Raw genomic sequence first — 24544 nt, 5'->3', positions numbered from 1 at the left:
TCGTATCGGCGTATTCCCCGATGTCGGTCGGCGCGTTCATCACGATTGGTTGGTGATGGTTAAGACGATATCCCACGCGCATATTCGAATGCAATGCGAAACACGATATTCGCTATTACGGTTTTCTATATGACCTTATTGAAAGGCCCGCCATTATGGTAATAATGGCGGGCCATATATCGAGGTTATACCGATGCTGCGTCGGAGACCTCGTCACGACGCATCGCGCGGCGTCACGACGCCTTCCGGGACGAGATCACCCCCGTGTTGAAGCCGAACAGATGCAGCCCCTGGTGGAAGCGCGCGTGCTCGATCTTGAGGCAGCGGTCCATCACCACCTCGAGCCCCAGCGACTCGGCGTATTCGGCCACGTCGTCGCTCCAGATGCCCAGCTGGATCCACAGCACCCTGGCGCCCACGGCGGCCGCCTGGTCGGCGATGGGCGGGATGCTCTCCGCGCGGCGGAACACGTCCACGATGTCCGGCACCTCGGGCAGCGAGGCGAGGTCCGGATACGCCGGCTGTCCCAGGATCTCCTTCTCGCGCGGGTTGACGAAGTACACGCGGTACGGCGAGGACTGCAGCAGGTAGGTGCCCACGAAGTAGCTGGCGCGAGCGGGGTTCGAGGACGCGCCCACGATGGCCACGGACCGCGCCCGTTCGAGGATGCGCCGGCGCATGTCCGCGCTCGGCTCCTTCCAGCGCCGGTTCGCCTTGCCGGCATCCGACGCCGCGGGCACGCCGCACGCGCCGCCCTGCACGCCGCATGCCGCCGAGGACGCGGACGCGGGCGCCGAAAGTCCGATGCCCTGCGCCGCCGTGGGCACGTTCAGGCCGCCGATCGCCGCGCTCTTGCCGTTCTCGCTCATGTCACGCCTCCCCGTCCGTCTTGTCCGCTTCGTCTGTCTGGCTCGCTTCGCCCGCATCGAGGGCCTGCGCGATGTCCGCGATGATGTCGTCCGCCGTCTCGATGCCGATGCTCAGGCGGATGGTGCCCTCGCCGATGCCGGCCTCGCGCAGCTGCTCGGCGGTGAGCTGCGCGTGCGTGGTGGAGGCGGGGTGGATGGCCAGCGTCTTCACGTCGCCGATGTTCGCCACGTGGCTCACCAGGTTCAGCGCGTCGATGAAGCGCCGCCCGGCCTCGCGCCCGCCGCGGATGTCGAACGAGAACACCGAGCCGGAATCCGCGTTCGGGAAGTACTTCTCCGCCAGCGCATGGTGCGGGTGCGACGCCAGACCGGCCCAGTGCACGGCCTCCACGCGCGGATCGGACGCCAGCCATTCGGCGATGCGGCGCGTGTTGGCTACCTGCCGCTCCACGCGCAGCGGCAGCGTCTCGATGCCCTGCGCGATGAGGAACGCGGAGTGCGCGGAGATGGCGGGGCCCACGTCGCGCAGCTGCTCGGCGCGCACCTTGGTGAGGAAGGCGTACTGGCCGAAGTTGCCGGCCCACGTCACGTTGTTGTACGACGGCACCGGCTCGTAGAAGTTCGGGAAGCGGTCGCGCCCCCAGTGGAACGTGCCGGAGTCCACGATCACGCCGCCCAGCACGGTGCCGGCGCCGGAGAGGAACTTGGTGGCCGAGTGGATCACGATGTCCGCGCCGTGCTCGATGGGTCGCAGCAGCACGGGCGTGGCCACCGTGGAGTCCACCACGAGCGGCACGCCGTGGCGGTGCGCCGCCTCGGCCAGCGCCTCGATGTCCGCGATCTCGCCGGACGGGTTGGCGATCGCCTCCACGTACACGAGCTTCGTGCGCTCGGTGATGGCGGCCTCGAAGTCCGCGGCGTCGGTGCCGTCCACGAACCGCGTCACGATGCCGAGCCTGCGCAGCGTGACGTCGAGCTGGGTGATCGTGCCGCCGTAGAGCTGGCTGGAGGCCACGATCTCGTCGCCCTGCGAGGCCAGCGCGATGAACGTGATGAACTCGGCGGACAGGCCGCTCGCGGTGGCCACGGCGCCCAGGCCGCCCTCCAGGCTGGCCACGCGCTCCTCCAGCGCCGCCACCGTGGGGTTGACGATGCGCGAGTAGATCTCGCCGTACTTGCGCAGCGCGAAGCGCGCGGCGGCGTCGTCGCTGTTCTGGAACACGAACGCCGCGGACTCGTAGATCGGCAGCGCACGGGCGCCGGTCGCCTTGTCCGGGATGTTGCCGGCGTGCACCGCGCGCGTCTCGAATCCGAAGGATGATCGCTCGACCATCGTCCCTCCTTATATAACGAACGTCACTGCATCATATCGTGAATATCGCGTCCGGCCACGCGCCGGATATAGCGTCTGACCGACGGAACATCACGTGCTGATAACGATGTATAAGCAACGGTTTGAACGGACGGATATCGGTTTTTCTGATACCGATGCATCAGCATCACCGATCGACGGAGGAACGGCGCGCACCGCCCCGAACCATGCCGTTTGATACGTCGTCATAATGAACGCCGATAACGAATCCGTATTGCATTCGCGCCGCCGCAGGTACGCTACGAAGCATCACCAGACACAGGAAGAGGGAGTGCCATGTCCGCAACCGCAACCACGATCCGAAGGAGGCCGCGATGAGCGTCATCGAACTCAGGGACGTCTCCGTGACCTTCCATGAGCGCAGGCAGACCATCGAGGCCGTCAAGCACGTGAGCCTGACGGTCGAGAAGGGCGAGATCTTCGGCATCGTCGGCTTCTCCGGTGCGGGCAAGAGCACGCTCGTGCGCGTCATCAACCTGCTGCAGCGGCCCACGTCCGGGCGCCTGCTGCTCGACGGCGCGGACATCACCGACGCCAAGGGCTCGCAGCTGCGCGACATCCGCAAGCGCATCGGCTTCATCTTCCAGGGATTCAACCTGATCTCCAACGTCACCGTGGGCAGGAACGTGCAGTTCGCGCTCAAGGCCGGCGGCTGGGAGAAGTCCGACTGGGACCGCCGCACGCGCGAGCTGCTGCGCCTCGTGGGCCTGGAGAACAAGATCGACACGTACCCCTCGAGCCTGTCCGGCGGCCAGAAGCAGCGCGTGGCCATCGCGCGCGCCCTCGCCAACAAGCCCGAGATCCTGCTGTGCGACGAGGCCACCAGCGCGCTCGACCTGGAGACCACCGAGGAGATCCTCGACCTGCTGCAGCGCATCAACCGCGAGCTGGGCATCACGATCGTGTTCATCACCCACCAGCTCGACGTGGCCAAGCAGGTCTTCGACCGCGTGGCCGTGATGGAGAACGGCTCGGTCGTGGAGCTCGGCGACACGTTCGACGTGTTCAGCGCGCCCAAGCACGCCACCACGCGCTCCCTCGTGGAGCGCTACCTCGGCATCGCGGTGCCGCCGCAGCTGGTGCCGTCGCTGCCGGCGGGGCAGATCGTCGAACTGCGCTACAAGGGCGACGCGGCGCTCGAGCCGCTCATCAGCGAGGTGGCCAAGCGCCACGGCGTCTCCATCAACGTGCTGCACGCCAACGTCTCGTACTTCGGCCCGCACGCGATCGGCATCCTCATCGTGCTGGTGTCCGGCGGAGACGCGGCGGTGAACGCGGCGCTGGACGAGCTGAAGTCGCACGTGTTCGGCTTCCGGAAGCTCGACAGGACGGCGCTGGCGCAGATCCATGACGCTGACGGCGCGGACAACGAGGACGGCACGGACGCGGACGACGCGGGCAACGAGAACCGCGGCGAGAAGGAGACGAACGCATGAACAGCACCCAGGAGATCCTCGTCGAGAACCTGCCCAAGGCCCTTGCGGACACCGCCTACATGGTGCTGGTGTCCACGCTCATCGGCGTCGTGCTCGGCACGCTCATCGCGCTGCTGCTGTACCTCACGGAGAACCAGCTGTTCCGCCCGAGCCCGGTGGTCAACGCGATCATCGGATTCGTGGTCAACGCCATCCGATCGCTGCCGTTCCTGATCCTCATGGTGGTGCTCATCCCGGTGGTGCAGATCATCATCGGTGACCCGTACACGCCCACCGGCGGCGCGATATCGCTGTCCATCGCGGCCGTGCCGTACTTCGCGCGCATCGCCGAGAGCGCGTTCGCCGAGATCGACCCCGGTCTGCTGGAGGCCGCGATCTCCACCGGAGCACCCACCCGCCAGATCATCACCGACGCGATCTTCCCGCAGGCGCTGCCGTCGTTCATCCGTGGCATCGTGCTCACGATCATCTCGCTCATCGGCTACTCGGCCATGGTGGGGACCATCGGCGCCGGCGGCATCGGCGACATGGCCATCCAGTACGGCTACAACCGCTACGAGACCGGCGTGCTCGTGGTGATCGTGGTCATCCTCATCATCATCGTGCAGATCATCCAGTGGGTGGGCGACTGGATCGCGCGCAAGGTGACGCACTGAGCCGACACCGGGTCGGCACCGAGTCACCGCAGCACACACGCAGCCGCACAGACACCGTCGCATAGGCATCGCCGCACAAGCATCGCCGCGCAACAACACCAAGGACCGCAATCATGGCAGACATCACCGCAACAGACCCCGAGCACGCAGCAGCCGCGACCGACGCGAACGCGACCGCGGCCACGGACCCCGCCGCGTTCGAGCGCGCGATCGACGAGCTCGCCGCGCAGGTGCCCGTGGACCGCACCCCGGCCGGGCTGGAACGCGCGCGCGTGGACGAGAGCGGCTGGGCCGGCCCCGACCGCAAGCCGCCGCTGGCCGTGGCGCTGCCGGAGAACGTGGCGCAGGTGCAGGCCGTGATGCGCTGGGCCACCAGGCATCGCATCCCCGTGATCCCGCGCGGTGCGGCATCCGGCGTGGCGGCGGCCGGCATCGCCACCGCAGGACAGCTTTCGCTCGACCTGGAGCGCATGAACCACATCCTCGACATCAACGTGGAGAACTCCACGATCACCGTGGAGCCCGGCGTCATCACCAAGGACGTGGATGAGGCGGCGCGCGAGGTCGGACTGCACTACGCGCCCGACCCGGCCTCCTACGCCACGTCCACGATCGGCGGCAACATCGCCACCAACGCGGGCGGCCTGGCGTGCATCAAGTACGGCGTGACCAGCGGGTCCGTGCTGGCGCTCGACTGCGTGCTGGCGAACGGCGAGCTGATCCACATCGGGCACGACTCCATCAAGGGCGTGGCCGGCTACGATCTGGTCCGTCTGATCGTCGGCTCGGAGGGCACGCTGGCCGTGGTGGTGGGCGCCACGCTGCGCCTGCGCGGACTGCCGCGCCATTCCGCCACGCTCGCGGCGTACTTCGACTCGATCGCGGACGCCTCGCACGGCGTCACGGCGATTCTCGGCACCGGCATCACGCCTTCGCAACTCGAGCTCATCGACCACGCCACGCTCGCGCAGGTGGACGCCGTGGCCGGCACCGACTACGCCTCGCGCGGCAACGCGTTCCTGCTCGCGCAGAGCGACGCGCTGGGCGCCGCCGAGGAGATCGCGGTGATGGCGGACGCGATCCGCGGCATCGCGGCGATCGTGGAGACCACGGACGATCCGGACGAGGCGGCGCGCATCACCGCGGCGAGGCGACTGGGGTACACGTCGATCCAGCAGCTCGGGCGCGTGGTCCCGGAGGACGTGGCCGTGCCGCGCGGCGAACTCACCGCGATCATCGACGACATCAACGCGGTGAGCGAACGCAACGGCGTGAAGGTGTTCATCATGGGGCACGCGGGCGACGGCAACCTGCATCCGCTGATCCTCGCGGAGGGCGCATCGCCGGAGGCCGTGGACCGCACGGTGGACGAGATCATGCGTCTGGCCATCGCGCACCACGGCACCATCAGCGGCGAGCACGGCGTGGGACGCGCGAAGCTGCCGTGGCTGGAGCTCGAGCAGGAGCCGCTGGTGCGCGAACTGCAGCGCGGCATCAAGCGCGTGTTCGATCCGTTGGGCATCCTCAACCCGGGGGCGGCGATCTGACGCGACGACGTTCGATGCGGCCTCGCGTGCGGCGTCCATGCGACGTTGCGCGTGAGGCCGCATGTCGTTTGCGGACCACCATGCGACGCCTGCGCGCGGCGGTTTGCACGCAACGGTTTGCGCGCGGCGTGAGGGACGGCCCGTTGCGTGACGTTGGGACGACGTCGTGCGACGGGCAGCGCTGCGCCAGGGGCGCTGCAGTGGCGCCGCGCCACAACGTCGCACGACTGCTGCGCGGTGCCTTGCGACGGCCGCGCGACGCCCTTCGCGGCTCCTTCGCGACGGTCGCTCCGATGGCCCCACGACACATGACGGTGACATCATCGGCGCATCATGATCCCATACGATGACATAATTCATCGAATAACCGATGATTATGCCAAAGATACGAAGGACGCGACACGACGTGAGCGTTCACAAGTTCCTATCATGGCAACCGCAACACGTTGGACCGGCCAAATACCGCCGGTCGATAGATGGAAGCTAAGAAGGAATCTCAATGCTGTACAACGATAGGGACGTGGCTCTGGTCCGCGCCATGGCTGCCTCCAACGATCACGACGGTTACTCCATGACCGACGGCATCGTCAAGCTGATCAAGCGCATCGTGCGCAAGTAAGCTCCTCAAGATTTTCCCAACGGCGAGCCGGCTGCCATTGGCTCGCACCTTGGTTGTTTCCACCCGCATCGCGATTCTCCGCGGTGCGGGTTTTCCTTATCTCCGGCGCTCCGCGGGCAACGGCGAGCGTGCGATCCACCCTTCCCGGGCAAGGGAAGGCCCGGGTTTCACGATGGATCGGCACCATTCTGCCGTCCCGATCGAAAACCCGCCCGTTCCCTTGCCCATCGTTGATCCCCTACGGCAAGCGAAGGGCCAGGTTTCACGATCGGACCGCGGAATATCGCCATTCCCCGAAAAACCCGGTCATTCCCTTGCCTGCGGTCACATCATCCCAGCAAGCGAACGGCCTAGTTTTCGACAGATCGGCACGATACCGCCGTCCCGATCGGAAACCCGCCCGTTCCCTTGCCCATCGCCGATCCTCTACAGCAAGCGAAAGACCGAGTTTCGTCACCGATCGGCGAAACATCACCATTCGTCGGAAAACCCGGTCCTTCCCTTGCCGTCGTTCGCCACAACGTTGCGACGATCGACCATCGAAGACCAAAGCACCCCCCACCAACATGGCCGCATATCGCAACGTTGCGATGCGCACCAATATGCAAGGCGCACAGCGTCAGGACACAAAGCACGAAAGCACACAGCGTCTCCGACCAGAAGGGACGATCCGAAACGACGTCGCACGGAGAATCGCGCCCCCGAAACGACCGAGAGGGAGCGCCCCAACGGGACGCTCCCTCTCGACCATCGTCGTCCTGCCTCACGACGAGGCAGGACGACGTGCGCTATATTCGCCGGAAGCCCACCGGGCTTCCATCCTGTCCGATCGCGCCGCTAGGCGCGCTCGGACACCGGCCCTGCCCATTCGGATTCGTTCTCCGGCTCGCGCGCGGAGACGACCGGCACCTCGGGCAGGTGCCTGGCCGGGATGGTCTTGGGCTTGAACGGGAAGCGCTCGGCGCGCATCTTCTCGTAGGCCACGATGTCGTCCTCGTGCTGCAGCGTCAGATCGATGTCGTCGTAGCCGTTCATCAGACGCCAGCGCACGTAGTCGCCCACCTCGAACGGCAGGGTCACGTCGCCGCACGTTACGGTGCGATCTTCCAGCGAGACGGTCATCTCGCGTCCCGGCTCCTCCTCCAGCAGCTTCCACAGCAGCTCCACGGACTCCTGCGGCATGATCGCCGCCAGCACGCCGTTCTTGGCGGTGTTGCCGTAGAAGATGTCGGCGAAGCTCGGCGCGATCACCACGCGGAAGCCGTAGTCGTGCAGCGCCCACACGGCGTGCTCGCGCGACGAGCCGATGCCGAACTCCGGTCCGGCCACGAGGATGCGCCCCGGCGCATACTCCGGGCGGTTGAGCACGAAGTTCGGGTCGCGGCGCCACGCGTAGAACAGCGCGTCGTCGAAGCCCGTCTTGGTGACGCGCTTGAGGAACACGGCCGGAATGATCTGGTCGGTGTCGACGTTGGAGCGGCGCAGCGGCACGCCCACGCCGGTCAGGGTGGTGAGTTTCTCCATAATCACAGGTCCTTACGTCTTGGGGAACGTCTCAGGGAACGTCTTGGGGATTGGGCGTCGTCCGAGCGCCCGGTCACAGGTCGGCGGGCGACGAGATGGTGCCGCGGATGGCGGTGGCGGCGGCCACCTGCGGGGAGGCGAGGTGCGTGCGCGACCCCTTGCCCTGGCGTCCCTCGAAGTTGCGGTTCGACGTGGAGATCGAACGCTCCCCCGGCACCAGCTTGTCCGGGTTCATGCCCAGGCACATCGAGCAGCCGGCGTTGCGCCATTCCGCGCCGAAGTCCTTGAAGATGCGGTCGAGGCCCTCCTGCTCCGCCTGCAGGCGCACGCGGGACGACGCGGGCACCACGAGCACGCGGTGGATCGACTTGGCCTTGTGGTGGCCCTTCATGATCGCGGCGGCGGCGCGCAGGTCGTCGATGCGGCCGTTGGTGCAGGAGCCGATGAACACGGTGTCCACGGGGATCGACTTGATCGGCGTGCCCGGCTTGAGGTCCATGTACTTGAGCGCGCGCTCGGCGGCGGCGCGCTTGGTGGCGTCGGCGATGTCCTCCGGCACCGGCACGTTCGCGGTGATCGGCAGGCCCTGGCCGGGGTTGGTGCCCCAGGTGACGAACGGGCCGATCTCGCTCGCGTCGATGTCCACGACCTTGTCGAACACGGCGTCGTCGTCGGTCTTCAGCGTCTTCCAGTAGGCCACGGCCTGATCCCACAGCTCGCCCTCCGGCGCGTGCGGACGGCCCTTGAGGTACTCGAACGTGGTCTCGTCGGGCGCGATCATGCCGGCGCGGGCGCCCGCCTCGATGGACATGTTGCACACGGTCATGCGCTCGTCCATCGTCATGTTGCGGATCGCCTCGCCGCGGTATTCGATCACGTGCCCCTGGCCGCCGCCGGTGCCGATCTTCGCGATGATCGCGAGGATCACGTCCTTGGCGGTCGCGTCCGCCGGCAGCGTGCCGTTGACGTTGATGGCCATGGTCTTGAACGGCTTGAGGCTGAGCGTCTGCGTGGCCATGACGTGCTCCACCTCGGACGTGCCGATGCCGAACGCGAGCGCGCCGAACGCGCCGTGCGTCGACGTGTGCGAATCGCCGCACACGATGGTCATGCCCGGCTGCGTCAGGCCCAGAATCGGCGCGAACGCGTGCACGATGCCCTGGTCCGCGTCGCCGAGCGGGTGCAGGCGCACGCCGAACTCCTTGCAGTTCTTCTCCAGCGTGCTCAGCTGCAGGGCGCTGGTCTTGTCCGGGTTCGGGCGGTCGATGTCGACCGTGGGGGTGTTGTGGTCTTCCGTGGCGATGAGCTGGTCCAGATGACGCGGCTTGCGGCCGGCCAGACGCAGGCCCTCGAACGCCTGCGGGCTGGTGACCTCATGCATGAGCATCAGGTCGATGTACAGCAGATCGGGCGCCCCATCGCTGCCCTTGCGTACCAGATGATCGGCCCAGACCTTCTCGGCCAATGTCGTTCCCATGCGGGGACCTCCTCGAATTTGTCTCGCTTTGTTTGGCGCGAGGTATTGTCTTCGCGCCTGCGTTGTGCTATACAGCGTAAGGATCGGCCCATGGGGCGATCCGTTTGCGGCCGTTATATGAGATGGCGGAACACCGCCCGCCGCGCCCTTCATTGGTATTGCAACGATTGCGGGGACGTCTCCGCTTCGTGGACATTGACCGCATGGCGAAACCTCATATTTTCTCGCTTGATGGACACTTCAGCGAATTTGCATTTCGAAATATGAGATGGCAGAATGCACCTCATGACTTCCGAAGAACCCGAAGAGACCAAGGCCGCACCGCGCGCCGCGGCGGCACGCCCCGCCGAGACCGCCGACACGCACGACGACGGTGAGATCCACTCCGGCGTAGGCGTGCTCGACAAGACCGTGAAGATTCTGGACGCGCTCGAATCCGGCCCCTCCACGCTCGGGCAGCTCGTGTCGGCCACGGGCCTCGCGCGCCCCACCGCGCACCGTCTGGCCATCGCGCTCGAACGCCATCGCTTCGTGCTGCGCGACGCCCACGGACGCTTCGTGCTCGGCTCGCGCTTCGCCGAACTGGCCGCGGCCGCCGGCGAGGACCGTCTGCTCACCGCCGCCGGTCCGATCCTGAGGACCTTGCTCGACCGCACCGGCGAATCCGCGCAGATCTACCGCCGTCAGGGCGACCAGCGCGTGTGCATCGCCGCCGTGGAGCGCGCCTCCGGTCTGCGCGACTCCATCCCCGTGGGCGCCATGCTGTCCATGCAGGCGGGCTCCGCCGCGCAGATCCTGCTGGCGTGGGAGGACAGCGAACGCATGCATCAGGGCCTGCGCCACGCCAAGTTCACCGCCACCAAGCTCACGCAGGTGCGCAAGCGCGGCTGGGCCGAATCGGTCAACGAACGCGAGGACGGCGTGTGCTCCATCTCCGCGCCCATCCGCAACGCCTCCGGCCAGGTGATCGCCGCCATCTCCATCTCCGGCCCCACCGGCCGCATGGGCGTGCAGCCGGGCCGCCACTACGCGCCGCTCGTCATGGCGGCGGGCAAGTACCTCACCGACGCGCTCATCAAGGCGTCGACCGTCGGCGCGATGTGATCGCACCGGTCGCACCGAATCTTCGCCCCGCAGATCTTGCATGCCCGATTCCCCGGGATCGCGAGATCCGCGGGGCCTTTCCGTATCCGTGGGCGTCCGTCGCAACGTTGCGACAAGTGACCATCCCAGAGCGCTCCGGCACCCCGCACGATGGCCTATCATCACAACGTTGCGACGATAGGCCATCGTGCGAGCCACGACGCCCCTTAACTTGGTCGATCATCGCAACGTTGCGACGATGGGCCGTCCTGAGACCGTCAGTCATCCCATAGTCCTCCCATACGGTGGTCGATCATCGCAACGTTGCGATCGCGGACGCTATCGTCCCGCTGCCCCACGGCAGACGCGACACCGCCCGCTATCGCCGTCTGGGACGCATGGCGTTCAGCGCCGCCACCACACCGGCCGCGACGCCAGCCGCAGTGGCAAGCACGCCCGGCTTGCGCAGCAGGTTCACCGCGTCGCCGGCGGACGTGGGCACGTGGCTCAGCGCGAACGTATACGCCTTGTTGCCGCTCGGCTTGCCCACCAGCTCGCCGAACTCCAGCAGCTGCGTGCGCGGCTCGTACGGATGGCGGATGTCGAACTCGATGAGACGCGCGGCGCGACGCGCGGGGGCGGGACCGTACGCCTGGAACCCGGACGTGGGCGTGGCGCCCAGCAGCAGGCCGTCCACGGTGCCCACGAACCCGTTGCGGTGGTCCTGTCCGGCGAAGAGCCCCACGTATCCGCCGGACGTGCGCAGGACGTCGAACTCGCCGCTGTCGCGGTCGGGGCAGCTGACGCCCTCGCCCAGATAGCTGCCGGGCAGCGTCTTCGACTCATCCAGCACGTAGCAGTGCTGGTCGAACGCGCGGTACCCCTGAATCGCGTACGCCGTGGTGGACGGCACCTCCCTGAGCAGACGGTAGAACTGCGGCAGCGGCGTGTGCTGGAACACCAGCGATCTGGCGCCGACGAGCGTGGGCACCTGCGCCAGGAACGCGAGCGCCGCGTCGCTGGGCCTGCCGTAGCCGCCCTCGCGCGCATAGTCGCCGGAATCCACCAGCACCAGGCCGAGCGCGTTGGCGGTGCCCTCCATGTTGCGCACCGGCAGCGCGAACGTGCCGGGCTCGCACGCGTAGATCGGCTGGTCCGGCATGCCGCAGCCCGGCTGGGTGCGCGGCGTGGTGGGGCTGGCGGCCGTGGACTCGGGGTTGATGCAGCCGGGGAACTCGCGGTAGATCGCGTCGAGCTCGGCGTTGCTCAGGCCGCACTGGAAGTCGTGGATGCCGTACGTGACGGCGAACGGGACGCCGCGGTCGATGAGCGGCTGCAGCATCTGCGCCGCACCGCGCCGCACCAGATCGCGCGTGTGGGCGAGGGCGCGTGCACGGGCCTCGTCACGCTTGGCCTGCGGCAGCTCGGGGGCGGCGGTGATGGACTGCAGGGCGCCGCCGACGAGCGTGCCCACGGAGCGGCCCGCCTCGACCATGCCGTCCCAGCCGGTGTCCCAGCGACGCTTGCGGTAGGTCTTGGAGTAGGCGGAGTCGTAGCCGGCGATCTGGTCGCCGGTGAAGATCACCAGATCGGGGCGCGAGGCGTCGAGCGCGGCCGCGATGAGCCGCACCGTGTCCTTGGCGATGACCGGACCGTCCTGGATGTCCGCGAGCTGCAGCACGCGGAACTTGCCGGACGCATGAAACTGCAGGCGTCCCAGTCGGGCGGCCGACACCGAAACCGGGACATCGTCGTTCGTCGGATCATGCGGGCGGATGCGCGCGCGGGTGGACTGAGCATGCATAGCCACCACCCTACCGCAGCGACCTTGATGGCCCGCCGGAGCGGTTCCTTGGGACGGTTCCCCGGGGCGTTCGTGCGCCCGCGCGGCGTGCGTCGTCGCGTCGATCGTCGCAACGTTGCGATGAACGACCAAGTTGTTGGGCATCCCGCTGCCGCAAAGTGGCCGATCATCACAACGTTGCCGCACAAGGCCACCGACGATGGTCCGGAGGCATCGCACGATGGCGCATCGTCGCAACGTTGCGATGAACGACCAAGTTGTTGGGAATCCCGCCACCGCAAAGTGGTCGATCGTCGCAACGTTGCGACAAATGACTGCGGTGCGACGGTCTGCGGCACATGGCCCGCGGTTCGCGATCTGCGGTTCGCGATCTGCGGCGGATAACAAAAAATCCCCGCAGGAAAACCTGCGAGGATCCTTGGCTGGGGTGCCTGGACTCGAACCAAGAATGGCTGAACCAGAATCAGCTGTGTTGCCAATTACACCACACCCCAATTTGGCTGGCGTAGCAACTCGGAGGAGCTGCTCGTCGTACCCCCAACCGGATTTGAACCGGTGTTGGCGCCGTGAGAGGGCGTAGTCCTAGACCGCTAGACGATGGGGGCTTATTCAGTTTTCACTGGCTGCTCGGCGAACCGCGCAACGAGTGATTAATATACGCGAATGCCCACAGGGGCGCAAATCACGGCGTGTCGCGCGAGATTCCGGCGTTTTGGGGGCTGGCTGCGGGTCAAGGATCCTTCGACTTCGCGCTGCGCGCTGCGCTCAGGATGACGAAGAAAAGTCATGAGCGACACCCAGGATGACGGAGGAAAAACGTGCACGGTACTCGGGATGACTGAAAAGCCGTGCGCTCTGCTCAGGGCGACGGAGAAGACCCATGCATCGCATAGGGATAACGGAGAAGACCATGTTGTTGCTCAGGGGGACGAGGACGATGCTGACGGCGCGGCGGGCAAGGCATTTTTGCAGGTCAAGGATCCTTCGACTCCGCGCTGCGCGCTTCGCTCAGGATGACGAAGAAACCATGCGCTTTGCTCAGGATGACGGAGGAAAGCCACGCACGACCTCAGGATGACGAAGGAAAGCCACGCACGACCTCAGGATGACCGAAAAGCCATGTGCCCTGCTCAGGGCGACGGAGAAAACCCATGCGTGATGTCCAGGATGACGGAGGAAAGCCATGTGTTGCGCGCAGGGTGACGGAGGAACCATGCGCAGAGAACGGGGGTGGCGGGGAACGCAAAAGGCCTCGGCGGGTGCCGAGGCCTTTGGAAGTCGTACCCCCAACCGGATTTGAACCGGTGTTGGCGCCGTGAGAGGGCGTAGTCCTAGACCGCTAGACGATGGGGGCTTGAGTTATCCGCCGCAGCGAGAACCGCGACGAATTCCATAATTTACCGGAGATCGCGCGCCCGCGCCACTCCCGGCGTGTCGCGACCGATCGGACACGTCGTGACGCGCTGCGAACGCATCATGGACACGTCGCGAACGCCCCGCAGACATCCCGCGACCACAGCGGACGCGAAACGACGAACGGGCGCCCATCCCATCGGATGAGCGCCCGTCGGCACATCATGCGACCGCGACAGCGATCATGACACCGCACAGTCGCGGCACTATGCAGCCGCAGCACACGAAGCCACGGACACGTCAATCACGGCATGCGGCGACCACGGCACCGCCGCAACCGCCGCGCCGCCGCAACCGCCGCGCGGTCAGGCATCACAGATGCTCGCGCAGGCCCTTGAGACGGGCGACGGTCAGATCCTTGCCCAGGATCTCCATCGACTCGAACAGCGGCGGGGAGACGCGACGGCCGGACACGGCCACGCGCACCGGGCCGAACGCCAGACGCGGCTTGTAGCCGCCCTCCTCGATGAGCTTGACGTTGAGCAGCTCGTGCAGCGGCTCGGCCTTCCACTCGGACTCGTCGGCGCCCTCGAGCGCGGCGATGGCCTTGTCCAGCACCTCGGCGGCGGAGTCCTTGAGCGTCTTGCGCGCGTCGGCATCGGGCTCGATGTAGCCCTCCTCGCTCAGCAGGGAGCCGACCATGCCGGCCACCTCGCCCAGCAGGCGCACGCGCGGCTGCACGAGCGGCGCGGCGGCGGTGAGGATCGTGCGCTCGCGGTCGGTCAGCGCATCCCACGCGTCGGCGGAGACCACGCCGTCACGATGCAGGTACGGCACGGAGCGACGCAGGAAGTCGTCGGCGTCGAGCATGCGGATGTGCTCGGCGTTGATGGAGATGGCCTTGTCCAGATCGAAGCGGGCCGGGTTGGCCTTCACGTCGCGCACGTCGAACTTGGCGATCATCTCGTCCATGGAGAACACGTCGCGGTCGGGCGCGATGGACCAGCCGAGCAGCGCGAGGTAGTTGAGCAGGCCCTCGCGGATGAAGCCGGCGTCGCGGTGGTTGAACAGGTTGGACTCCGGGTCGCGCTTGGAGAGCTTCTTGTTGCCCTGACCCATCACGTACGGCATGTGGCCGAACAGCGGGGTCTGCTTGGCGATGCCCAGCTCCTCGAGGTAGCGGTACAGCACGATCTGGCGCGGGGTGGAGCTCAGCAGGTCCTCGCCGCGCAGCACGACGTTGATGTCCATCATCGCGTCGTCCACCGGGTTGGTGAGCGTGTACAGCGGGTCGCCGTTCGGGCGGACGATCACGTAGTCCGGCACGGAGCCGGCCTTGAACTCGATGGTGCCGCGGATCAGGTCGTCGAACGCGATGTCCTCGTCCGGCATGCGCAGGCGCAGCGCGGGCTTGCGGCCCTCGGCGCGGAACGCCTCCTTCTGCTCCTCGGTGAGGTTGCGGTCGTAGCCGTCGTAGCCGAAGGCCTTCGGGCGACCGGCGGCCACGTTGCGGGCCTCGATCTCCTCCGGCGTGGAGAAGGACTCGTAGGCGTAGCCGGCCTCGAGCAGCCTGGCGGCCACGTCCTTGTAGATGTCGGTGCGCTCGGACTGGCGGTACGGGCCGTGCGGGCCGCCCACCTCGATGCCCTCGTCCCAGTCGATGCCCAGCCAGCGCAGGGATTCGAGGATCTGGTTGTAGCTCTCCTCGCTGTCGCGCGCGGCGTCGGTGTCCTCGATGCGGAAGACGAGCTTGCCGCCGGTGGCGCGGGCCTCGGCCCAGTTGAACAGGGCGGTGCGGATCATGCCGACGTGCGGCGTGCCGGTGGGCGACGGGCAGAAGCGCACGCGCACGTCCTTCGGCAGTTCGGGTTTGGTGTTCTTGCTGTTTTCGGCTTCAGTCATAGGCTCCATTGTGCCGCGCAAGCGGGACGTGGGGGCGGCGTCGACGCGTGCAATCATGCCCACAATTGGCACGGATATTGCGATCGTGGGCGAATCCGCACGTCAGCGGGCGTATTCGGCCTCCGCGGCGTGCATATCCGCCAATTGTTGCAATATTCATGCCAATTGTGGGTGAATCGGCATGCGCGCGAGCGCCGGCAGGGGTGAGACCGGCGTTCTTTATAATGGAGCCGCCAAGTCCTGCGGGCTCCTCACCTTACCGCGGGCGGAAAGCAAGGTGATCATGGCCTCTCAGGCACGCATACGCACGAATTCGACTACCGCGGCGCGAACCGGTCTGTGCGCATGGGCGGCGGCGCGCTGCCGTCGCTGGCTGCCCACGCTCGTGGCGGTGGTGACGCTGCTCGTCGCATGGGAGCTGTGGGTGGACTTCGGCCACGTGAACCGGCACGCGTTCTCCGCGCCGAGCGAGATCGTGCAGGCCACCGTCGACGTGTGGCCCAAGATGTGGGCGGCCACGCAGGTGACGATCCAGGAGGCCGTGGCAGGATTCGTGCTGGCGGTGGCGCTGGGCATCCTGCTCGGCGTGCTGTTCTACTGCTCGCCGATCCTCAACGCGGCGTTCTTCCCGCTGCTCACGGCCGCGCAGACCATGCCGCTCATCACCATCGCACCGCTGTTCATCATCTGGTTCGGCTTCGAGATCTCCGGCAAGATCGCCATCGTCGCCGTGTTCAGCCTGTTCCCCATCGCCGTGCAGACCATCCGCGGCCTCATGGCGGTGCCGCAGTACTACGAGGACGTGGCGCTCACCTGCGGCGCCACGCGCTGGTGGACGCTGTGGCACGTGAAGCTCCGGGTCGCGGCGCGGCAGATCTTCGGCGGCATCCGCATCTCGGCGTCGTACCTGTTCGCCACGGCCACCACGGCCGAGTACATGGGCGCGCGCAAGGGTCTGGGCATCTGGCTGCAGATGGCGTACAACTCGTTCCGCACGCCGCTGATCTTCTGCGCGACGTTCATGATCGTGGCGCTGACGGGCGTGGTGCTGCTGTGCGTGGGTGCGGCCGAGCGGCTGCTGCTGGGCGACGACGACGCGACGGCGCTGGACGACGGCGACTGACGGGACGATCGACGGAGGCGGTCGACGGGGCTGCCGACGGCGGATGACCGTCATGCCGACGACGACCGCGCGCGGCGGTCCTTGCGGCGACGCGGCGATGCTGGAAAGATGGGGATCGAGCGAGTGATCGCGTCCACGAAAGGGGCAATGATGACCGATCCCAATCCGCAGCAGCCGTCCGATCCGCAGAATCCGCAATACCAGCAGCAGGCGGCGCAGCAGCCCACACAACCCACACAATCCGCGCAGCCGCAGGCGGCATATCAGCAGCCGCAGCCCGAGTATGGCGCCTACGCCTCGCAGTATCAGGCGCAGTACCAAACGCCGCAGTATCAGACCCCGCAGGGCCAGCAGCCCGCACAACCGCAGCCCGAATACGGACAGTACGCGCCGCAGAACCAGCAGCCCCCGTATCAGCAGCCGTACCAGACGCAGTACCAGCAGCAGCCGCCGCAGTACGGCCAGCAGTACGCCCAGCCCGGCGCGAACCCCAATCCCTTCGCGCAGCAGAACGCGAACCCGTACGCGAACCCGAACCCCTATGCACAGGGAACGCAGGGAACGTACGGCGCGCCGCTGCCGCAGGGCGCCCCGGCCGCGGCGTACATGACCGAGCCGCCGCTGAACATGCCGTGGTACGGCATCGGATTCGGCGAGGCGATCAAACGCCTGTTCCAGAAGATCGTCGTGTGGAAGGGCCGCGCCTCCCGCGGCGAGTTCTGGTGGGCGATCCTGTTCCTGTGGCTGGTGGGCTTCGGCATCGGTTTCGTCGGATCGTTCCTCGGCGATCTCTCCACCGGCGTCAGCGCGGTCTGGAACATCGCCTCGTCGCTGATCCTGCTGCCCATCGCCATCCGCCGTCTGCACGACACCGACCGCTCGGGCTGGTTCGTGCTGTTCTACGCGGTGCCCACGGTGCTCAACTGGGTGGTGGGCGCCACGACGGCCCGCCCGCTGATGCATGAGCTCGAGAACGCGGCGCCCAGCCTGATGTCGATCCAGTCGGAGGCGCAGCTCGAGGCATGGATCATGAACCTGATGGAGCAGTATGCCAACACGTTCGTGCTGATCGGCCTCATCTCGCTGCTCAGCCTCGTGGGCACCATCGTGATGATCGTGATGCTGGCGGGACGCACCAAGCCGGAGGGCGCGCGCTTCGACGTCTGAGCGCACGCGCACCCCACAACGAACGACGGCCGGCATGCACTCCGCATGCCGGCCGTCGTTCGTTTCCTTGCGAGCCTCGCGGACTCCGCGGACTACAGCTCCACGTGCTCCTTGCCGGGATCGTCCTTGACGTGCGCGAACTTGGCGGCGAGCGCCTCCTTGTTGCGCTTCTCGTCCTCCTCCTTGGCCTTCTTCTTGGCCTCGTCGGGGTCCCACAGCACGTCGTCAAGATGCTTCTTCCATTCGGCGGCGGCGAGCGGCGCCACGAACTCGGCGACGGCGTCCAGCGCGGCAGCGGGGTCGGCGGCCTCGGCGCGACGCGCCAGCAGCGCGGCGAGATCGTCGCGGCCCAGCATGAGGCGCGGCAGCGCGATGCGCTCGTTGATCTCGTTGACCGCCAGCAGCACCGGCAGGGCGGCGCGCAGGGCGGCGTCCTCGTCGGCGGATTCGGCGGTGGCGGCGGACAGCAGCGCGTCGGCGGCCACGAGCGCCAGCGCGAAGCGCGAGGCCACGTCGTCGCCCTGCACGTCCGCGTCCACGCCGTGCAGCACGTCGGTCACCCTGGCCTTGACGGCGTCGGACCAGCCGGCCTCCACGGCGTCGGCGGCCTCGGTCACCAGCGACGCGTCGGCGTCGTCGGAGTAGTCGGACACGTCCTCGTAGGCGTCGTTCGCCTCCAGCAGCGCGTCCACGATGTTCTGCGGACGGCCGGGGATCTCGTCGGCGCCCTCGTACACGAACTCGGCGTCGGGCACGGTCACGTCCTCGCCGGTCATCACCTGCGCGAGGGTGCGCGTGATGCGCACCTGCAGGTTCTCGGCGTACTTGACGTCGTTGTCCATCTGCAGGGCAACGGTCAGCGGCCACAGCGACACCAGCTCCTCGCCCTGACGAGCGGCCTGAACGACGGCGGGAAGCCCCGCGACATGCGCCACCGTGGCGCGATCAAGCGTAAACGTTGTCATATCGCCCATTCTAATCGCCGCGGCGTTCACGCCACGTTGGCCGCCGGATCCACATATGTGATGCTCATCACCTGATGGCTGTCGCAGTCGAACGTGATGGACGTGACCGAGGCGAGCGCGGCGTGGCGCAGCAGCATGTTGTGCTCGGGGCGACCGGTCTCGAGCAGGTGGCGGAACGTCCAGATGGGCGACTCGTGGGTGACGACGATGATCTGCCGGCCGCGGTATTCGTCGATCTTCTCGGAGGCGAACGCGCCCACGCGCTCGGCGATGTGGCGGTAGCTCTCGCCCCAGCTGGGCTTGTAGAGGTTGCTCACCAGCTTGAGGTTCTGCGGCTTCCACAGCGCGCCCTCGCCATGGCCGATGCGCTTGCCGCGGAATTCGTTGCCTGCTTCGATGAGGCGCTCGTCCGTGTTGAGCTCGAGCGTCGGCTCGCCGCGGTCGATGCGCGCGGCGTTGAGGTGGCTGAGGATGATGTCGGCGGTCTCGCGCGTGCGGTCGAGCGGCGACGCCCACACCGCGGCGGCCGTGTTGGTCTGCGGGTTGGCGGTGAGGTAGCGGCCCGTGGCGTCGGCCATGCGTCGGCCGCGCTCCGAAAGGTGGAATCCGGGCAGACGCTCGTACAGCACGTGGTCGGGGTTGTGGACTTCGCCGTGACGGACGAAATGGATCGTGGTGGCACTCATGCCTCACAATGTATGCCGACCAATGTACTCGCCGCGGCATAGCATGACTGAGAGCGAACATCGGCGCAGACGTGCGGCTCCGGCGGTACAACCTTGTCGTAGAACGTTTTTACCGCGCCGTCGCGCACCCATCCCAACGAGGAGACGGAGGAGACACCAACCCATGGCCAGCACAGCGATCGACGGCTTCAGGGACGTCATGTCACGGGTTTTCGGCGGCTACGCCGAGCTGCTGCGCATCCCGCACACCGCGCGGTTCTCGATCGGGTCGGTCATCGCGTGCATGCCGTTCCCCATGGTCGGCATGACCATCACCATCTCCGTGCAGTACTACTACGGCAACTACTCGCTCGCCGGCGCGCTCACCGCCGTGCAGGCCATCGCGCTGGCCATCGCCACGCCGCTGCTCGGCAAGCTGGTGGACAAGTTCGGCCAGCGGCAGGTCTCCATCCCCACGATCATCGTGTGGATCGTGGCGGCCACCGCGCTCACCACGGCCATCACCAACCGCGCGCCCGAATGGGTGCTGTACCTGCTCGCGCCGTTCCTCGCCGCCATCCCGCCGTGGGGCGCCATGAGCCGTGGCCGCTGGACGCACCTGCTCAAGGGCGACCGCGTGCGCACCGACCGTGCGCTGAGCCTGTGCGGCGTGTTCGACGAATGCATGTGGGTGGTGGGCAACCCGCTGTCCTCCACGCTGGCCGTGATCTCCGGCCTGCTCGCCTTCTCCGTGACCGGCATGTGCGTGGTGGTGGGCGCACTGATGTTCCTCACCGAGCTCTCCACCGAGCCGCCGTCGCAGTCGCAGCTGGCGCGCGAGGCCGGCATGACCAGACGCGAGTACCGCGCGCGGGAGGCGGCCAAGGCGGCGGCGCTGCAGGGCGCCGCGGGCAAGGCGGATGCCAGGGCGCGCAAGGAGTCGATCTGGGGACCGGGCCTGATCGCCGTGTGCGTGACGTGGTTCAGCCTGGGCGCGTTCCAGTCGGCGGCCAGCATCTCCATCATCTCGTTCGCCACCGAGCAGGGCGTGAAGCAGTACACGGGCTTCGTGTTCGCGTGCTTCTCGTTCAGTTCGCTCATGGGCGCGCTCGTCTACGGCGCGAAGAACTGGGCGATCCCGCTGTGGAAGCGGTTCTACGTGTGCCTGGCAGTGGTGAACATCGGCGTGAGCATGTTCCTGTTCGCGCACAACCTGTGGACGATCATGATCATCTATCTGGTCATCGGCGTGTGCCAGGCGCCCACGTGGATCAACGGCAACCAGCTCATGCTGCATCTCGTGCCGCCCACGCGCCTCACGGAGGGCATGGCGTGGATGGGCGCGATGAACTCGATCGGCGCCTCCGCAGGATCGGCCATCGCGGGCCAGTTCATCGACCGCATGGGCTCGCACGGCGGTTTCCTCGTGGTGACCACGCTGGCGATCGGTTCGCTGGTCATCGCGCTCGTGGGCTTCAAGCAGATCAAGGACGGCACCGAGAAGCCGCTGCTGCAGGAGGTCACGGTCTGACCGCATAGGCGGCGGCACGGCAGCACAACGCAATGCGGGCCGCTCGAACCGATTCCCGGTCCGTGCAGCCCGCATTCGTCGCATTCGGCACACTCAGCGCGGTCATCCGCCGGACATGCGCCAGCGCCGTTCTCAGAAGGCCTACTTCGGCCAGCCCTTGGGCGTGTGCGCGAGCGACCAGACGCCGAGGCGGTGCGAGAAGCTGCGCTCCCACTTGGCCTCGAGCTGCTCCGGCGTGAGGCGCTTGTCCGCCGACTTGAGGCGGTTCATGGCATTGGTGTGCGTGTCGTCCAGCAGCCACTTGCGGATGACGAAGTTCCAGACCATCACGATCGCGGTGGCGACGAGCTTGCCCACGTTCGTCCAGATGACGTACTGCGTGTGCATGGTGTACATGGAGTCGTGCGGCATCCACGAGGTGCTGAGCCAGACGATCACCTCGTTCATGATCCAGCCGATGAACGACGACACGAAGAAGATCGCGATCTCCATCCAGCGCGCCATGTCCGGACGATGCTTGAACACGAACTTCATGCTCGCCAGATAGTTGAAGATCAGCGAGACGAAGAAGGAGATGGACGTGGCGAGCACGTTGTGCATGTGGAACATCAGCAGGATGTTCATCAGGCCGTAGTCGATGACGAACGCGATGACGCCCACGATGCCGAATTTCATAAGCTGTTCGATCAGTTTTCTCACGAGGGAATTTATACACAGCCACGCTGACCGGCGGCGGGACGTCGGCTGGATCTCCCCACAATCCCCGCTGCGCGTACGCCGGACGCCCGTTGCGGGCGGGTACGGGCGGTGACACAATGGCCGCGTAGCCGCGGCGCGCGTCGGCGGACCGCGGCGCGACGATACGCCAGCCCGTCAAGGAGGAATCATGCCCGTCATTCACACCCACGTCAGCGTCTCCACCACCCCGGAGCAGCGCGAGGCCCTCAAGGCCGCGTACGGCAAGGCGATCACCGCGGTGCCCGGCAAGTCCGAAGGCTGGCTGATGTGCCCGTTCGAGGACAACATGCCGATCTATTTCGCCGGCGACGACTCCACGCCCGCCGCCTACGTGGAGGTCAACGTGTTCGGCCGTTCCGTGCCGAAGGGCGCATGGGAGAAGCTCACCGAGCAGATCATGGCCGCGCTCAACGGCACGCTCGGCATCCCGGAGGACCGCACGTACATCCGTTACACGGCCACCACGGACTGGGGCTGGAATGGTGGCAACTTCTAGTTGCCACCATTCCTTCGCAGCCTTGGCGGCCGCTCACCTCGCCTACCGGCAGTCCACCGGACTGCCGGCTTAACGGCTCAGGGCGGCAACTTCTAGCCCACCGTTCTCTTTCTAGCCACCGTTCCTTCGCGGCCTTGGCGGTCTGGCGGCGCCGGCCGCCCGCGCGTACGACCGCACAACGAGCGAGCCCCCGCACCGGGAACTTCCGGTGCGGGGGCTCGCTCTGCTTAAGCTCAGGTCAGCGAACCGAGATTCACTCGGCGACGACCTTGACGGTGAAGTTGGCGGCGATCTCCGGGTGGAGCTGGACCTTGGCGGCGAAGTCGCCGGTGGTCTTGATGGTCTCCACGGTGATGGTGCGGGGATCGACGGCGGCCTTGTCGGCCAGGGCCTTGGCGATCACGTCGGTGGACACGCCACCGAACAGCTTGCCGGACTCGGACACCTTGGCGGCGATCTCGACGACGGCGCCCTCGATGGCGGCCTTGGCGGCGACGGCATCCTCGCGGGTGGCGGCGGCCTTGGCGAGGCGGGCGCGGCGCATGGCCTCGATCTGGGAGGCGGCGCCCTTGCTCCACGCGAAGGCGAGGCCCTGCGGGATCAGGTAGTTGCGGGCGTAGCCGGGCTTGACGTCGACGACGTCACCGGAGTGACCGAGGTTGGCGACGGTCTTGGTGAGGATGACCTTGGTTTCCTTTGCCATTTCTAATCGTCCTCCCTATCAGCGACCCGAGGTGGCGTACGGCAGCAGGGCCATCTCGCGGGCGTTCTTGATCGCCTTGGAGATCTCGCGCTGCTCCTGCACGGTGACGCCGGTGATGCGACGGCTGCGGATCTTGCCGCGATCGGAGATGAACTTGCGCAGCAGCGCGACGTCCTTGTAATCGATCTCGGTGACCTTGGCGGCCTTCAGCGGGTTCGGCTTCTTCTTGAACGGCTTGACCGGCGGTTGCGGCCTCTTGCGTGACATTGTTGATGTTCTCCTTGAACTAAGCGTGCTGATGATTGTCGGTAAGACCTACGGGTGCGGGGGCGCGGCTCAGAACTCGGGCTCGTCGCCGTTGCCGCCGAAGTCGCCGGATCCCCCGAAGGATCCGAACGAGCCGCCGGCGGGGGCGCTGGAGCCCCACGGGTCGGCGCCGGTCTGCGGCGCGGACGCGGGAGCGGACTGGGCGGGCGCGGCGCCGAAACCGGTGGACGCGCCGCCGGAGTAGCCGCCGAAGCCGGACGACTGGCCGGCGTTCTGGCCACCGTTGTAGCCGCCGCCGTTGAATCCGCCGTTGCCGCCGAATCCGTTGCCGTCGTTGCGGCCCGCGAAGCCGCCCTGGCTGGTCTGGCGCGTCACCTGCGCGGTGGCGCGGCTCAGGGCCGGGCCCACCTCGTCGACGCGCAGCTCCACCACCGTGCGCTGGGTGCCGTCCTGCGCCTGATACGAGCGCTGGGTGAGGCGGCCCTGCACGATGACGCGCATGCCCTTGGACAGGCTGCCGGCGATGTTGGAGGCGAGCGAGGTGCGCGCGGTGTCCCATGCCGAGCAGTTCATGAACAGCGTGTCGCCGTCCTGCCACTGGTTCGTGTTGCGATCGAACGTGCGCGTGGACGACGCGACCGTGAAGTTGACCACGTTGCCGCGGCTCGTGGAACGCAGTTCCGGATCGCGCGTGAGATTGCCGATGACGGTAATGACCGTTTCGCCTGCCATGACGTTACCTTCTTACCTGTCGCCCCGGCCCTGGGCCGAGGTCTTGCCTCGTGCTGGTTCGGCGGGATGCCGAGCGAAGCTTACTTGGCGTCCTTACGAAGGATCTTCGTACGGATCACGGACTCGTTGAGGTTGAGGACACGGTCCAGCTCGTCGCTGGTAGCGGGCTCGGCGGTGTAGTTCACCACGACGTAGTTGCCCTCGGACTTGCCGGCGATCTCGTAAGCGAGCTTGCGACGACCCCAGTAGTCGGTTCCATCCACGGAACCGCCCTCGTTGGTGACGATCTCGAGGTACTGCTCGGTCAGCTTCTTCAGACCGCGCTCGTCAAGCTCAGGATCAGCGATGAACATCAGTTCGTACTTATGCGCAGACATCACCCACCTCCTTCGGACTATTCGGCCGCGGACGTTCCGCGACAGGAGTGTGTATGCGTGTGCTGGCGGGCGCGAGCCCGCACAACTTTTCCGACAGTACGCCCCGGGCTGGACTACGTCAACGTCCGGCCGAGGCGC

The 24544-nt window shown here is 66.9% G+C and carries 22 protein-coding genes and 3 tRNA genes; 9 read left to right on the top strand and 16 right to left on the bottom strand.

Going from position 1 to position 24544, the window contains the following annotated elements; translation table 11 throughout:
* Positions 1-233: 233 nt before the first annotated feature.
* Together G1C96_RS06240 and G1C96_RS06235 are read right to left on the bottom strand one after the other, a co-directional pair.
* Complete coding sequence (locus tag G1C96_RS06240; protein WP_169275790.1) at positions 234-869, bottom strand: CoA-binding protein; 636 nt, start codon at positions 867-869, stop codon at positions 234-236.
* 1 nt (position 870) lies between these two features.
* On the bottom strand, positions 871-2202 hold the full coding sequence (locus G1C96_RS06235) for an O-acetylhomoserine aminocarboxypropyltransferase/cysteine synthase family protein (protein WP_169275789.1): 1332 nt from the start codon (positions 2200-2202) through the stop codon (positions 871-873).
* A gap of 353 nt (positions 2203-2555) precedes the next feature.
* Here G1C96_RS06235 and G1C96_RS06230 point away from each other — a divergent pair, with 353 nt between their 5' ends.
* The 3 genes from G1C96_RS06230 (at position 2556) to G1C96_RS06220 (ending at position 5880) form a co-directional block, all read left to right on the top strand.
* Positions 2556-3677 (top strand): methionine ABC transporter ATP-binding protein, encoded by a 1122-nt coding sequence (locus G1C96_RS06230; protein ID WP_169275788.1) that lies wholly within the window; start codon positions 2556-2558, stop codon positions 3675-3677.
* On the top strand, positions 3674-4333 hold the full coding sequence (locus G1C96_RS06225; RefSeq protein WP_169275787.1) for a methionine ABC transporter permease: 660 nt from the start codon (positions 3674-3676) through the stop codon (positions 4331-4333). The genes G1C96_RS06230 and G1C96_RS06225 overlap by 4 nt, the downstream gene beginning before the upstream one ends.
* Positions 4334-4446: 113 nt before the next feature.
* Entirely contained in the window at positions 4447-5880 is a 1434-nt protein-coding gene (locus G1C96_RS06220; protein ID WP_169275786.1) for an FAD-binding oxidoreductase, read from the top strand.
* A gap of 1456 nt (positions 5881-7336) precedes the next feature.
* On the opposite strand, the gene leuD is transcribed toward G1C96_RS06220, so the two are convergent.
* Both leuD and leuC read right to left on the bottom strand, forming a co-directional pair.
* On the bottom strand, positions 7337-8023 hold the full coding sequence (gene leuD, locus G1C96_RS06215) for a 3-isopropylmalate dehydratase small subunit (RefSeq protein WP_169275785.1): 687 nt from the start codon (positions 8021-8023) through the stop codon (positions 7337-7339).
* A 73-nt stretch (positions 8024-8096) separates the two neighbouring features.
* A complete protein-coding gene (leuC, locus tag G1C96_RS06210) occupies positions 8097-9500 on the bottom strand; it encodes a 3-isopropylmalate dehydratase large subunit (protein ID WP_169275784.1) in 1404 nt (467 codons plus the stop codon).
* Between the two features lie 285 nt (positions 9501-9785).
* Between leuC and G1C96_RS06205 the strand changes: the two genes are divergently transcribed.
* Positions 9786-10604 (top strand): IclR family transcriptional regulator, encoded by an 819-nt coding sequence (locus tag G1C96_RS06205; protein ID WP_169275783.1) that lies wholly within the window; start codon positions 9786-9788, stop codon positions 10602-10604.
* A 358-nt stretch (positions 10605-10962) separates the two neighbouring features.
* Here G1C96_RS06205 and G1C96_RS10220 read toward each other — a convergent pair whose 3' ends face one another.
* From G1C96_RS10220 to G1C96_RS06190, 3 genes are all read right to left on the bottom strand, one after another.
* Positions 10963-12387, bottom strand: coding sequence for a metallophosphoesterase family protein (locus G1C96_RS10220; RefSeq protein ID WP_240945136.1), 1425 nt, complete (start codon positions 12385-12387; stop codon positions 10963-10965).
* A gap of 419 nt (positions 12388-12806) precedes the next feature.
* Positions 12807-12881: transfer RNA gene (locus G1C96_RS06195), tRNA-Gln, on the bottom strand.
* Positions 12882-12919: 38 nt separating this feature from the next.
* Positions 12920-12992, bottom strand: a tRNA-Glu gene (locus G1C96_RS06190).
* Positions 12993-13173: 181 nt separating this feature from the next.
* Between G1C96_RS06190 and G1C96_RS06185 the strand changes: the two genes are divergently transcribed.
* Positions 13174-13404 (top strand): hypothetical protein, encoded by a 231-nt coding sequence (locus G1C96_RS06185; RefSeq protein ID WP_169275782.1) that lies wholly within the window; start codon positions 13174-13176, stop codon positions 13402-13404.
* Positions 13405-13668: 264 nt separating this feature from the next.
* On the opposite strand, the gene G1C96_RS06180 is transcribed toward G1C96_RS06185, so the two are convergent.
* Both G1C96_RS06180 and gltX read right to left on the bottom strand, forming a co-directional pair.
* A tRNA-Glu gene (locus G1C96_RS06180) sits at positions 13669-13741 on the bottom strand.
* Positions 13742-14112: 371 nt separating this feature from the next.
* Positions 14113-15642 (bottom strand): glutamate--tRNA ligase, encoded by a 1530-nt coding sequence (gene gltX / locus G1C96_RS06175; protein ID WP_169275781.1) that lies wholly within the window; start codon positions 15640-15642, stop codon positions 14113-14115.
* Positions 15643-15925: 283 nt separating this feature from the next.
* Here gltX and G1C96_RS06170 point away from each other — a divergent pair, with 283 nt between their 5' ends.
* Together G1C96_RS06170 and G1C96_RS06165 are read left to right on the top strand one after the other, a co-directional pair.
* The gene (locus tag G1C96_RS06170) at positions 15926-16765 is read left to right on the top strand and encodes an ABC transporter permease (protein ID WP_169275780.1); all 840 of its coding nucleotides are present in this window, start codon (positions 15926-15928) and stop codon (positions 16763-16765) included.
* 150 nt (positions 16766-16915) lie between these two features.
* Positions 16916-17932: a DUF805 domain-containing protein gene (locus G1C96_RS06165; RefSeq protein ID WP_169275779.1), complete on the top strand. Its 1017-nt coding sequence runs from the start codon at positions 16916-16918 to the stop codon at positions 17930-17932.
* Between the two features lie 92 nt (positions 17933-18024).
* Here G1C96_RS06165 and G1C96_RS06160 read toward each other — a convergent pair whose 3' ends face one another.
* Together G1C96_RS06160 and G1C96_RS06155 are read right to left on the bottom strand one after the other, a co-directional pair.
* A complete protein-coding gene (locus G1C96_RS06160; protein ID WP_169275778.1) occupies positions 18025-18897 on the bottom strand; it encodes a hypothetical protein in 873 nt (290 codons plus the stop codon).
* A 26-nt stretch (positions 18898-18923) separates the two neighbouring features.
* On the bottom strand, positions 18924-19583 hold the full coding sequence (locus G1C96_RS06155) for a histidine phosphatase family protein (protein WP_169275777.1): 660 nt from the start codon (positions 19581-19583) through the stop codon (positions 18924-18926).
* 163 nt (positions 19584-19746) lie between these two features.
* On the opposite strand from G1C96_RS06155, the gene G1C96_RS06150 reads away from it, so the two are divergent.
* Complete coding sequence (locus G1C96_RS06150; RefSeq protein ID WP_169275776.1) at positions 19747-21093, top strand: MFS transporter; 1347 nt, start codon at positions 19747-19749, stop codon at positions 21091-21093.
* A 141-nt stretch (positions 21094-21234) separates the two neighbouring features.
* Here G1C96_RS06150 and G1C96_RS06145 read toward each other — a convergent pair whose 3' ends face one another.
* On the bottom strand, positions 21235-21768 hold the full coding sequence (locus G1C96_RS06145; RefSeq protein ID WP_169275775.1) for a GtrA family protein: 534 nt from the start codon (positions 21766-21768) through the stop codon (positions 21235-21237).
* A gap of 211 nt (positions 21769-21979) precedes the next feature.
* Here G1C96_RS06145 and G1C96_RS06140 point away from each other — a divergent pair, with 211 nt between their 5' ends.
* Positions 21980-22327 (top strand): tautomerase family protein, encoded by a 348-nt coding sequence (locus G1C96_RS06140; protein WP_169275774.1) that lies wholly within the window; start codon positions 21980-21982, stop codon positions 22325-22327.
* Positions 22328-22580: 253 nt separating this feature from the next.
* On the opposite strand, the gene rplI is transcribed toward G1C96_RS06140, so the two are convergent.
* From rplI to rpsF, 4 genes are all read right to left on the bottom strand, one after another.
* On the bottom strand, positions 22581-23030 hold the full coding sequence (gene rplI / locus G1C96_RS06135) for a 50S ribosomal protein L9 (RefSeq protein WP_169275773.1): 450 nt from the start codon (positions 23028-23030) through the stop codon (positions 22581-22583).
* An 18-nt stretch (positions 23031-23048) separates the two neighbouring features.
* Positions 23049-23297 carry a 30S ribosomal protein S18 gene (rpsR, locus tag G1C96_RS06130; protein ID WP_003810112.1) on the bottom strand — a complete coding sequence of 83 codons (249 nt, stop codon included), beginning with the start codon at positions 23295-23297 and terminating at the stop codon, positions 23049-23051.
* 69 nt (positions 23298-23366) lie between these two features.
* Positions 23367-24029, bottom strand: coding sequence for a single-stranded DNA-binding protein (gene ssb / locus G1C96_RS06125; protein WP_169275772.1), 663 nt, complete (start codon positions 24027-24029; stop codon positions 23367-23369).
* Between the two features lie 80 nt (positions 24030-24109).
* Positions 24110-24406 carry a 30S ribosomal protein S6 gene (gene rpsF, locus G1C96_RS06120; RefSeq protein ID WP_169275771.1) on the bottom strand — a complete coding sequence of 99 codons (297 nt, stop codon included), beginning with the start codon at positions 24404-24406 and terminating at the stop codon, positions 24110-24112.
* Positions 24407-24544: the final 138 nt, after the last annotated feature.

Origin of the sequence: Bifidobacterium moraviense, assembly GCF_012932365.1 — a bacterium.
GTDB classification, from domain to species: Bacteria; Actinomycetota; Actinomycetes; order Actinomycetales; family Bifidobacteriaceae; genus Bifidobacterium; species Bifidobacterium moraviense.
Note: the sequence above shows the minus strand (reverse complement) of the source record. Positions and strands in the feature narration are given on the sequence as shown.

Bases quoted from the DNA above. Each gene is read 5' to 3' on its own strand.
- G1C96_RS06140 (WP_169275774.1), top strand. From the start codon at position 21,980: ATGCCCGTCATTCACACCCACGTCAGCGTCTCCACCACCCCGGAGCAG.
- ssb (WP_169275772.1), bottom strand. From the start codon at position 24,029: ATGGCAGGCGAAACGGTCATTACCGTCATCGGCAATCTCACGCGCGAT.
- gltX (WP_169275781.1), bottom strand. From the start codon at position 15,642: ATGACTGAAGCCGAAAACAGCAAGAACACCAAACCCGAACTGCCGAAG.
- rplI (WP_169275773.1), bottom strand. From the start codon at position 23,030: ATGGCAAAGGAAACCAAGGTCATCCTCACCAAGACCGTCGCCAACCTC.
- G1C96_RS06165 (WP_169275779.1), top strand. From the start codon at position 16,916: ATGACCGATCCCAATCCGCAGCAGCCGTCCGATCCGCAGAATCCGCAA.
- G1C96_RS06240 (WP_169275790.1), bottom strand. From the start codon at position 869: ATGAGCGAGAACGGCAAGAGCGCGGCGATCGGCGGCCTGAACGTGCCC.
- G1C96_RS06230 (WP_169275788.1), top strand. From the start codon at position 2,556: ATGAGCGTCATCGAACTCAGGGACGTCTCCGTGACCTTCCATGAGCGC.
- leuC (WP_169275784.1), bottom strand. From the start codon at position 9,500: ATGGGAACGACATTGGCCGAGAAGGTCTGGGCCGATCATCTGGTACGC.
- G1C96_RS06145 (WP_169275775.1), bottom strand. From the start codon at position 21,768: ATGAAATTCGGCATCGTGGGCGTCATCGCGTTCGTCATCGACTACGGC.
- G1C96_RS10220 (WP_240945136.1), bottom strand. From the start codon at position 12,387: ATGCATGCTCAGTCCACCCGCGCGCGCATCCGCCCGCATGATCCGACG.
- G1C96_RS06235 (WP_169275789.1), bottom strand. From the start codon at position 2,202: ATGGTCGAGCGATCATCCTTCGGATTCGAGACGCGCGCGGTGCACGCC.
- G1C96_RS06150 (WP_169275776.1), top strand. From the start codon at position 19,747: ATGGCCAGCACAGCGATCGACGGCTTCAGGGACGTCATGTCACGGGTT.
- rpsR (WP_003810112.1), bottom strand. From the start codon at position 23,297: ATGTCACGCAAGAGGCCGCAACCGCCGGTCAAGCCGTTCAAGAAGAAG.
- G1C96_RS06225 (WP_169275787.1), top strand. From the start codon at position 3,674: ATGAACAGCACCCAGGAGATCCTCGTCGAGAACCTGCCCAAGGCCCTT.
- G1C96_RS06220 (WP_169275786.1), top strand. From the start codon at position 4,447: ATGGCAGACATCACCGCAACAGACCCCGAGCACGCAGCAGCCGCGACC.
- G1C96_RS06185 (WP_169275782.1), top strand. From the start codon at position 13,174: ATGAGCGACACCCAGGATGACGGAGGAAAAACGTGCACGGTACTCGGG.
- G1C96_RS06155 (WP_169275777.1), bottom strand. From the start codon at position 19,583: ATGAGTGCCACCACGATCCATTTCGTCCGTCACGGCGAAGTCCACAAC.
- G1C96_RS06170 (WP_169275780.1), top strand. From the start codon at position 15,926: ATGGCCTCTCAGGCACGCATACGCACGAATTCGACTACCGCGGCGCGA.
- rpsF (WP_169275771.1), bottom strand. From the start codon at position 24,406: ATGTCTGCGCATAAGTACGAACTGATGTTCATCGCTGATCCTGAGCTT.
- leuD (WP_169275785.1), bottom strand. From the start codon at position 8,023: ATGGAGAAACTCACCACCCTGACCGGCGTGGGCGTGCCGCTGCGCCGC.
- G1C96_RS06160 (WP_169275778.1), bottom strand. From the start codon at position 18,897: ATGACAACGTTTACGCTTGATCGCGCCACGGTGGCGCATGTCGCGGGG.
- G1C96_RS06205 (WP_169275783.1), top strand. From the start codon at position 9,786: ATGACTTCCGAAGAACCCGAAGAGACCAAGGCCGCACCGCGCGCCGCG.